At 70.2% G+C, this 9,544-nt stretch carries 9 protein-coding genes; 3 read left to right on the forward strand and 6 right to left on the reverse strand.

Annotated elements, in window-relative coordinates:
* Positions 1–4: 4 nt before the first annotated feature.
* Genes AC2CJA_RS02005 through AC2CJA_RS02030 form a run of 6 tightly spaced genes read right to left on the reverse strand, consistent with a single transcriptional unit; the run spans position 5 to position 5,583 of the window.
* Complete coding sequence (locus AC2CJA_RS02005; RefSeq protein WP_484600887.1) at positions 5–766, reverse strand: HAD family hydrolase; 762 nt, start codon at positions 764–766, stop codon at positions 5–7.
* Positions 759–1,787: a beta/alpha barrel domain-containing protein gene (locus AC2CJA_RS02010; protein WP_484600888.1), complete on the reverse strand. Its 1,029-nt coding sequence runs from the start codon at positions 1,785–1,787 to the stop codon at positions 759–761. Before AC2CJA_RS02010 ends, AC2CJA_RS02005 begins: the two co-directional genes overlap by 8 nt.
* Positions 1,784–2,170 carry an L-rhamnose mutarotase gene (locus AC2CJA_RS02015; RefSeq protein ID WP_484600889.1) on the reverse strand — a complete coding sequence of 129 codons (387 nt, stop codon included), beginning with the start codon at positions 2,168–2,170 and terminating at the stop codon, positions 1,784–1,786. Before AC2CJA_RS02015 ends, AC2CJA_RS02010 begins: the two co-directional genes overlap by 4 nt.
* Positions 2,167–3,084: a dihydrodipicolinate synthase family protein gene (locus AC2CJA_RS02020; protein ID WP_484600890.1), complete on the reverse strand. Its 918-nt coding sequence runs from the start codon at positions 3,082–3,084 to the stop codon at positions 2,167–2,169. Before AC2CJA_RS02020 ends, AC2CJA_RS02015 begins: the two co-directional genes overlap by 4 nt.
* Complete coding sequence (locus AC2CJA_RS02025; RefSeq protein WP_484600891.1) at positions 3,081–4,217, reverse strand: NAD(P)/FAD-dependent oxidoreductase; 1,137 nt, start codon at positions 4,215–4,217, stop codon at positions 3,081–3,083. Before AC2CJA_RS02025 ends, AC2CJA_RS02020 begins: the two co-directional genes overlap by 4 nt.
* A 4-nt stretch (positions 4,218–4,221) precedes the next feature.
* On the reverse strand, positions 4,222–5,583 hold the full coding sequence (locus AC2CJA_RS02030; protein WP_484600892.1) for a lysine N(6)-hydroxylase/L-ornithine N(5)-oxygenase family protein: 1,362 nt from the start codon (positions 5,581–5,583) through the stop codon (positions 4,222–4,224).
* 980 nt (positions 5,584–6,563) lie between these two features.
* On the opposite strand from AC2CJA_RS02030, the gene AC2CJA_RS02035 reads away from it, so the two are divergent.
* The 3 genes from AC2CJA_RS02035 to AC2CJA_RS02045 all read left to right on the forward strand — a co-directional run.
* Positions 6,564–6,929, forward strand: a complete 366-nt coding sequence (locus tag AC2CJA_RS02035) for a cupin domain-containing protein (protein ID WP_484600893.1) — start codon at positions 6,564–6,566, stop codon at positions 6,927–6,929.
* Entirely contained in the window at positions 6,926–8,518 is a 1,593-nt protein-coding gene (locus tag AC2CJA_RS02040) for a methionine--tRNA ligase (RefSeq protein ID WP_484600894.1), read from the forward strand. Before AC2CJA_RS02035 ends, AC2CJA_RS02040 begins: the two co-directional genes overlap by 4 nt.
* A gap of 13 nt (positions 8,519–8,531) precedes the next feature.
* Positions 8,532–9,544 (forward strand): ABC transporter substrate-binding protein (locus AC2CJA_RS02045; RefSeq protein ID WP_484600895.1); only part of this gene is annotated, 1,013 nt, incomplete at its 3' end.

Raw genomic sequence — 9,544 nt, forward strand, 5'->3', positions numbered from 1 at the left:
TCTGTCACGCTTTCCCGTCGATGACTGTGATGGGGGTTGCCTCTTCGTCGCACGCGGGAGCGGAGACGGACAGGACCGCTCCCGCGGGGTCGAGGTCGTACACCCGGTGTGCTCCGGCGACGTCGGGGCCGCCGAGCGTCTGGAGCGCGCCGAAGAAGGCGTATCTGCGTACGAACAGGAAGCCGGTGCCCGCGACGGATGCCGCCGTCAGGTCCTGGCGGGAGTCCCCCACCAGGACCGTCCGCCGCGGTGCCGCACCCGTCTGGGCGAGGATCTCACCGAGCCGTTCGGCCTTGGGACGCTCACCGCCCCGTATGGACCGGAAGGCGTCCAGCAGCCCTCTCGTGGCGAGGCACCCCTCGGCCTCCGCGGTGAGCGTTCCCGTCGCGACGTGCAGTTCCACACCGAGCGAGGTCAGTGCGCGGACCAGCTCGCCGGCATGGGCACACAGCGGGACCCGCCGGTACCGCTCGGCGAGCAGCTCGGCGTAGGTCCCGGCGTAGCGGTCGAAGAAGTCCTCGAAACCGGGGCCCTCCCCGGTTCCACCGAGGTACTCGCGGTGGAAGGCGGCGAAGTGCTCGCGCCGGGACCGGCCGAACGTCCGGCGGAACTCGTGGAGGAAGTCCTCCACGAGTTCCGGGCCGAAGTCCGCCAGCGCGGTGCGCACGCACGCGACTTTCAGCTCGTTGGAGTCGACCAGTACGCCGTCAAGGTCGAAGACGACCGCGTCGTGGCCGGCGAGCCAGGGGAGCAGACGGTCAGCCATCGCGCAGCGCGGTCTCCAGCCGGCCGGCCGAGAAGGCGTTCGCACCCGCCGCGGCCAGGGACCGCAGCACCCGCAGCTTGACGTCCAGGCTGCGCTCCGTGGTCTGCTCCAGGCACTGCACGTAGAAGGGGTGGACCCGATGCATGCCCGCCAAGGCGTACAGCGGGTTTGCTCCCCACCGGTACTTGTCGAGTAGCGTGGTGAACCGGCGTGCCGCCGTCTCCAGGAGTGGCCGCAGCCGGTCGGGCGAAGTGCCGAGGGCCACGAGCAACTGCTCGGTCCGCGTGTTGCCGGCGCCTCGCCCCATGCCCAGGACGGTGGCGTCGAGCCAGGTGGCCCCCACGTCCGCCGCGGCGAGGGTGTTGTGCAGTGCGAACCCCTGGTTGTCGTGGGCATGGACTCCCACGGGTGCGTCCTGGCCTGCGCGGAAGCGCTCGACCAGGGCGGCGATCCGCTCCGCGGACATGGAGCCGAGCGAATCGGCGATGTAGACCGCCTCCAGCGGGGCCATCCCGGCGACCGCGTCCACCACCCGGGCGAGCCGGTCGTCGTCGGCGAGGTCGATCTGCATCAGGTTCAGGCAGACGCCGAACCCCGCGGAACGCAGTGCCTCCACCAGGGCCCCGGTCTCGGCGGTCCGGGTGTGGTTGACGGCGATCCGCACCAGGTCGATGGGCAGCGGCCCGGTGGCCAGTCGCCCGGCGAGCCGGGACCCCGCCTCGGCGACGCGGTCGCCGAGCAGCGGCCCGGCGTCCACCATGACCGCGAACCTCGTTCCGCGGTCCCTGGACAGGGCGGCCAACAAGTGCGGGGGGAAGCCGTCAGGGAGTCGACCGTACGGCCCCCGGTCGGCGTCGCCCAGCCCGGCATAGCCGAGTTCGACCACGTCGATGCCGACCTCCGCGCAGGCGGCGAGGTAGCTCTCCACCAGGACGTCGTCGAAGGTCCAGTCGTTGTAGTAGCCACCGTCGCGCAGTGTGCAGTCGAGGACCGTCACCGCCGACCTGTCGAGGGCGCTCACTCCTCGTCCAGGTCGGGAAGGGTGCCGGTGAAGTCCACATGGTGGATGCGGCGCATCGGCGCCCAGTTGAGCTTGCCGTCGTTGCCGGGGTGGCGTTCGAGCAGTCCGCCGTCGGCGTGCATCATCTCATCCCACTCCTTCACCCTGGGGTGCAGGTCGTTGGCGCGCAGGAAGTCGCGGACGGGCTCGAAGTGGTCCTCGGCCTCGACGTACATGAACAGGGTCAGCGGATCGATGTAGAAGATCTGGAGCTTGCGGACGCCGATGGTCTCCAGCGCGCCGCCGGGGCCGACGATCTCGGGCCAGACCTCACGGTGCATGGCGATGTACTTGTCGGCGGCGGCCTCGTCGCGCAGACGTATGGTGAAGGCGTGGTTCTTCATCGGGAGAGCTCCTTGGAGAGAGCGAGAAGGTTCTCGTAGGTGCGATGGACCTCGGTCCACGTCTCGTCGTCCAGCACGTGCCGACTCGGACCGCGGACGAACGTGTTCTTGACGATGCCGCGCTCCTTCAGGAAGCGCTTGGCGATCGACAGGTAGTAGTCGGTGCTGTTCATCATGTGGCACATGAGGTAGGACAGCGGGTGGCCGATCCTCTCGGCGTCGTCCCGCCGACCCTCCTCCAGCAGGCGCCACAGCACCACGACGATCTCGGCGATCTCCGTCGCCGGGATAGTGCCGACCAGGCCGCGGCGGTGGCAGTCGAGCAGCATCATGCCGCCGTCGCCCTCGAAGATCCGGGCCCGGCCACCGGTGGCGTCCCGCAGCTGGCTGACGCGGGGCGGCGTGGGCTGTGCCTCGGGCTTGTACAGCACCCGCTCCTCGCCGTACTCCTCCAGCAGCCGTGCCTGGACGGCGATGGACAGGGGCTGTTTGGCCAGGCTCTTGGCGTGGTGGATGATCACGGGGATCTCCACCGACTCGATGATCCGGCTGTAGTAGTCGGTCATCTCCTCGTCGCCCAGGGGGAGCGTGGTGGGGTGCATCACGAGCAGGGCGTCGACTCCGCACTCCTGCGCGTGGCGTGAGTACTCGATGGCCGCCTCCGCCGTCTCGGCGCCGGTGCTCATCACGGAGACGCCGCGTCCCTCGGCGGCCTTGGCGGAGAGTTCGGCGACCCGCAGCCGTTCGCCGTGGGTCAGTCGGAGCAGCTCCGACATCTGGCCGACGACGAAGCCGTCGCTCCCCACGCCGAACATGTGGTCCGCCTGGGTGAGGAAGCCGCCCTCGTCGAGGGCGCCGTTCTCCGTGTAGGGCATCAGGACCACGGGGAGGACGCCCTTGATCTCCTTGGTCATCGTGCACTCCTGCGTTCTGTGTCGCGACGTGGGACCGAACTGGTAGAGGAGGCCGCCGCTGCTTCGGTGACCAGGTCGGCCACCTCGGCGGCGGCCCAGGGGGCCATCTTGAAACCGCCGCCGTTGAAACCGGTGGTGAGCAGCAGTGAGGAATCACGGGAGAGGGGTCCCACCCGTGCGGCGGTGCCGGGGGCGTGGCATTCCGGGGCCCGCAGCCCTCCGCCGGCGCGGCTGCCGTCCACCCAGCGCAGCCGCTGTCCGGCGGCCTTCCGGATCGACTGCGAGTGGGCCGGGTCGGCCGGTTCGTGCCGGTCGGCGTCCTGGAGGCGCAGACCAGTGGGGTGGCCGACGTAGACGCCGGCGGAGTCCGGATCGGGCCTGCCGTTGAGGTCGTACAGGTCGTCCATGTACGCCGGGTGTCCGGTCAGGGGGGTGGATGGGAACCTCAGGTCGACCTGGATCGCCTGGATCCACATGTCGTGCGGGATACCCCACGAGGAGAGCAGGGCGGGGGTCCACGCGCCGGTCGCCAGGACGACCGTGCCGGCGTGGACGGCGCCCGGTCCGGTGCGGACGCCGGTGACCCGTTCCCCGCTGCGGAGGAGGCCGCGAACCTCGACGCCCTCCATGAGCCGGCCGCCCTTGCGCTGTCCGGCCCGCAGGTAGCCCCGGGTGACACGCTCCGCGTCGAGGTACCCCGAGCGGGGTTCCCACACGGCGCCGTGGCACTCCCCCCCGAGGAGGTGTCCGAAGCGCCGGGTCACCTCGGCGGGGGGCAGCCACTCGACGGGGACTTCGGCGGCGGCGATCCGCGAGGTCTCCGCCCGGGCGTACTCGACGCGGTCGGCCCGCGGCACGTACAGGAAGCCGCACGTGTGGAACGGTGCGTCGACGCCGGTGTGTCGGGCGAAGTCGTGGAAGTACCGCCAGCCGACCATGGCACGGTCGGTCAGCGACGGGTTGTCGTGGTAGCAGCGGACCACACCGCCACACCAGGCGGTGGTGCCGCTTCCGGCCCGGCGGGTGTCGACGGCCGTGACCCGCAGGCCCCGGTCGGCCAGTTCATGGAAGACGGCCGCCCCGATGATCCCGGCGCCGACGACGACCACGTCGGCGGTCGACGTCCCGCTCACGGCTTCACTCATGGCTGCCGCTGAGAACGGCCGACCGCTCGACGGCTCCCGGCTCCGCCTGCGTGCGCCGCAGGATGGAGTCGAGGATCTCGCCGGCCCTTACGGCGACCATGGACAGCAGGGACGAGGTGATGCCGTGGGTGTGCTCCGTGCCGCCCTGGAGGTAGACCCCGGCCCGCACCGCGGGGTCGGTGCGCACCCGGTAGTCGCGTTCGACGCCCAGCTGCCCGGCAGCGTCGCGGACGCAGAGCCGGTCGGCCTCGCCGAGCAGCGCGGCGGGGTCGAAGGACCGGTACCCGGTGGCGAACACCACGGCATCGGCGTGCAGCTCTCTGGGCGTCGCGGTCGTGAGGTCCTGGACGCGCACCACGGCCCCGTCCGGCCCGTCGTGCACATCGGTGACCCGGGAGGTGCGCAGGATGCGCAGCCGCCGCTGGCCGCTGACCTTCTCCTGGTACTCCGTCCGGTAGAGCTCATCGATGAGGTCCATGTCCACCACGGAGTAGTTGGTGTTGCGGTGGTAGCCCATCAGCTGGGCCTTCACCTGACCGTCGGCGTGGAAGTACACGTCCACGGCCTCGGGGTCGAAGACCCGGTTGGCGTACGGGCTGTCGTCGGCGGGGCCGTACCCGTACCGGGAGAACACCGCGCACACCTCGGCGGACGGATAGGTCCGGTGCAGGTGCCAGACGGCCTCGGCCGCGCTCTGGCCGGCGCCCACCACGACGAAGCGGGTGGGGGCGGTGTCCTCCTTGAATTCCTTGAGGTTGGGCAGCAGTTCGCTGCTGTGCCAGACACGTCTGGAGGCGGTCACGTCCTCGGGGAGGAACGGCCGAAGCCCACACGCCACCACCACGTTGCGGGCCCGGTGGATGGTCTCCTCGGTCTCGCCGGGGCGGCGCGAGACCACTTCGAACAGGCGGACCTCGCCGTCCGCGACGACCGGGCGGACGGCGGTCACCTCGGAGTCGTAGCGCACCATGTGATCGACGCCGTCGGCGGCCCACTCGAGGTAGTCGTGGAACTCCTCCCGGGTCGGGAAGAACGTCTTCTGGTTGATGAAGTCGACCAGTCGCCCCTGCTCGTGGAGGTACGGCACGAAGCCGAACCTGCTGACCGGTTTGCGCAGTGTGACGAGGTCCTTGAGGAACGAGACCTGCATGGTGGCGCCTTCGATCAGCATGCCGCGGTGCCAGCCGAAGCTCTGCTTGCGCTCCAGGAAGACTCCGGTGACCGTCCGCTCCCCCCGGGCGGCCTCGTTGTGCTCCTCCATCGCGATCGCCAGCGCGAGGTTGGATGGACCGAAACCGACGCCCACCACATCGTAGACGGGGTCGCTTTCCGCTCTTAATTGCGATTCAGACATTCTCGTCCTTACCGTATGGCAAAGTACACTGGATATCACTGCGGTCAGAGCAGAACGAAATCCGCGACTCCACTGGAGTCCTGGATGATGAATTCGGACTTACACCCCAAAGCCCATGAGATGGGAATCGAATCAACAGCCACCCGGGAAGGGATTCACACCGTCACCGGTCCGGCGTGCAGGCCGGGCGAGCGCGATCGAAATGGATGCCGTCAGAGACGGCTGTCAGCGCAGGCATACATGGCGATCGATGCCTGAAAATCCCGAGCAACGCATACGACCCCCCGTAGAAGCTACTCGACGAGCAACACCCCCGTCTGCGGCTTTCCCCCTCGGGCGGGTCTCCCGCCCATGTGGCAGCCACGGCCACGAACTACTGGTAGAACCAAGGCACTTCGGCACCGGATAGGATGCAGCGTGCACCGGCGACGACAGATCATATGCAGCAAGGATGAGTGAATCAACCCCCTGCCGCATCTTTCTCCGCACGCGCCAAAACCGGCCACGGGCCGCAGCCGCCACCGGCATCACCGCGTCCGGGCATCCGGGAGACACCCTGCGAAGCGCTGCGAGTCGGCGACCGGTATCCACGCCAACTTCCTTTCCAGCGAACGATCTTGATGCATGCTCAGCATGTGTTACCATCCGGCCTTACAGGGCGCCGGAATGACCGGCTTTCCAGTAGGGCCGGCATTGCCAGGATTCCGCTTCGGTGCAGCGAAGCGGTTTGCGATGCCGTTCCTCCCGGGAAAGGCTTGCTGCATTTGGGCTTCGCCCCTGCGGCTACCCCGTGATTCCGCAACCACAGAGTCCCGCTATCCGGAGTCTTTCATTCCACCGCGTCCGCAGGGCGCTTTCCTCTGCACTTTCTCCACCCCCTCGGCATCGGGTCGACCGTGTTCCCGAGCACCGCACCCTCTGTACCGCGCCCATCTCCCAGCAGTCACCGCCGGGCATCCTGCGACAGTTGCGAGGTTCCCTTGATCACCAAGATCCGTATTTCCCTCTCGGACGCGTCCGAGGAATTCGGCATGGCCTGTCAGCGGCTGATCCCCTGGCAGAAGGCCGACGAGTGGGACGAGCCGCCCGTCGGCGCAATGGCCTGTTTCCTGCCCGCCGGATCAAGCTCGGAGCCGGACTGCCACAACCAGGACGAAGTCATGATCGTCCTGTCGGGCACCGGACGCCTGGACCTGGCGCAGGAGACGACCGACTTCCAGGCGGGCGACCTGCTGGTCCTGCCGCGCAACCAGGAGCACGTGGTCCACAATCCCACCGGTTCGCTCCTCTCCTGGGTCTCCGTCTACTGGCCGCTGCACGAGCCCGCTCCGGAGGTCTCCGCGTGACCATTCACACCTGGATCACCGCCACACCCCCGACCCCCAACGGAGACCTACACGTCGGCCACCTCGCCGGCCCGTACGTCGCCGCCGACGTGCTGAGCCGCTTTCTGCGCGCCGACGGCGAGGACGTGCGCCTGACCACGGGACTCGACGACCACCAGGGTTACGTTGCCGTACGCGGTCTCAGGGACGGTGACCGCAAGCCGGAGGAGATCGCCGACGGCTACGGCGACTCCATCGCACGGGTGTGGCGCGAGGCTGCCATCGGCTTCGACCACATCACACGGCCGCGAACCGATCCCGGTTACCGGGAGTTCGTCCAGAAGTTCTTCCAGAAGCTGTACGACGTCGGCCACATCGTCGCGCGCACCAGCCCGCTGCCCCACTGCGCTCCCTGCGACCGCTGGCTGTACGAGGGCTACCTCGTCGGCGAGTGCCCGCTGTGCGGCTCCGCCACCAACGGCAACGCCTGCGAACCGTGCGGCCGTCCCAACGAGTGCGGCGACGTCCTCGACCCGCGCTGCGTGGTCTGCGGTACCCGGGCGGAGCTGCACGACGTGGAGCGGTTCTACCTCCCGCTGGCACCGTTCACCGAGCAGCTGTCCGCCTTCTGGGCCGAGGTCGACATGCCCCCACACCTGCGGGCGCTGTGCGAACGGATGCTCGCGGACGGACTGCCCGACATAGCCGTCAGCCATCCCGCCGACTGGGGTGTCCCCGTGCCGGTCGCAGGCTTCGAGTCCCAGCGGATCTTCGTGTGGTTCGAGATGGCGCCCGGCTACCTGTGGGAGTACGACCCCTCGGACGCCGCCCTGCCCGACAGCGGGCCGATACAGTTCTTCGGGTTCGACAACGGCTACTTCCACGCCGTGCTGTTCCCGGCGCTCTTCCTCGCGTACGACGCGGGGATCCCGCTGCCGCGGGCCTTCGTGGTCAACGAGTTCTACCAGCTCGACGGCCTGAAGTTCTCCACGAGTCGGCGGCATGCGGTCTGGGCCCACGAGGCCCTGGCCGAGACCGGCCCCGACGTGCTTCGCTACCACGTCCTCTCCGACCGCCCCAACGGCCGCCAGACCAGCTTCAGCCTCCCTGCCCTGACGCGCAGCCGGCAGCACCTGGCCACCCTGTGGGACGGCTGGCTGGACAGACTGCTGACGGCGGTGGCACAGGACTGCGGCGGCCACGTTCCCCAGGAGACGCCCTCCGGGCCGGCCTGGGAGCGGTTGCACGGGCGGCTCACCCGGATCGTCGACGAGCTGCGCGAGGCGTACGGCGTGCCCGGCTTCGACCCGCGCCGAGCGATCGCCCTGCTCGACGAGGTGGTGGCCTGCGCCGCCGACTTCGGTCACGTCCACGCGCACGAGCGCGACCGCCCCACCGGCGGGCCCGCCCACCGGGCCGCCCTGCGGGGGCAGTTGACCGTGGCCGCGGGACTGTCCGCCTGGGCGGCCCCTGCCCTCCCGACGGCCGCCGGGCGGCTGGCCGCCCTGCTGGGAGTGCCGGCCGACCGCCCGGTGCGCGCCTCCGCTCTGGTCCCGCCTCCGGCGGGACGGGAGATCGCTCCCGCGACCGGTCCCCTGTTCAGTGGCTGACGGGGGGCGGGACATGACGCGGATAGCGGTGGTGGGTCCCTTCAGCGGTCCTCGCGCGCCGTGGGGCGAGCTGCTGAAACGGGCGGCGACGGCGCACGGCCGCCCGGGGATCTCCTGGGAATTCCACGACGACCGGGGCGACGCCGACCACGCGGCGCACGTCGCCGAGGCCGTCGTGGCCGACGGCGGCCACACCGCCGTCATCGGCCACTTCAACAGCATGGGCGCCGGCCGGGCGCTGCCCCACTACAGCCGTGCCGGTCTGCCGCTGCTGCTTCCCCTGGCCACCGCGCCGGGGCTGCTGAACCGCGCGGACGGCGCGGAAGACGAGCACGGTGCACGGGAGGCGGACTCCGGCCGGACAGCCTGGGCCCTGCGGTGGTGTCCGCACGACACGGGGCAGGCCGAGGCGATCGTGCACGCGATCGGCGAACTCGGCCACAGCTGCCCGGAGGTCGTCGACGACGGCAGTGCCTACGGCCGTCAAATCGCCGACCGCATCCGGCTGCTGTCCGGCGGCAGGGCGGCGTCCGTGCAGGAGGCCGACGCGGTGGTGGTGTGCGGCACCCACTTCGGAGCCGCGGCCACCGCCCGGCGGCTGCGCACCGAAGGCTTCGGCGGGCGGCTGTTCTTCACCGACGACTGCGCGGTGGAGGACTTCGCGCGCATGCTCGGCCCCGCCGATGCCCGCGACGCCCGCGTCGTACAGGTGCGGGGCGGAGCGTATGCGCACGTCGAGGCGGCTTTCGACTGCCTGGTCCGCACCCTCGGCGCACATCCCACGGCCCGGGGGGAGCAACTGCTGGCACATCTGCGCCAGCACGCGGGGGTGGCGTTCGACCGGCACGGTGACCCCGTGGACGCCACCGACGCGGAGGCGTGGGAGGTGACACCGGTGTTCCGGCCCGGGGGGGGGGGGGGGGGGGGCCGCGGCCGGGAGTCGGTCGGGGAGGGATCAGTGTATGTGCGGGCGCCCGCGGTGTGCGACCACCTCCCGTGCCCGTCCCCGCCCGGCCGGGCCCCGCC

It is taken from the genome of Streptomyces sp. ATLC9 (assembly GCF_057196705.1).

Excerpts from the sequence above, each read along its gene's own strand:
- AC2CJA_RS02005 (WP_484600887.1), bottom strand. The coding sequence starts at position 766 with ATGGCTGACCGTCTGCTCCCCTGGCTCGCCGGCCACGACGCGGTCGTC.
- AC2CJA_RS02015 (WP_484600889.1), bottom strand. The coding sequence starts at position 2,170 with ATGAAGAACCACGCCTTCACCATACGTCTGCGCGACGAGGCCGCCGCC.
- AC2CJA_RS02020 (WP_484600890.1), bottom strand. The coding sequence starts at position 3,084 with ATGACCAAGGAGATCAAGGGCGTCCTCCCCGTGGTCCTGATGCCCTAC.
- AC2CJA_RS02030 (WP_484600892.1), bottom strand. The coding sequence starts at position 5,583 with ATGTCTGAATCGCAATTAAGAGCGGAAAGCGACCCCGTCTACGATGTG.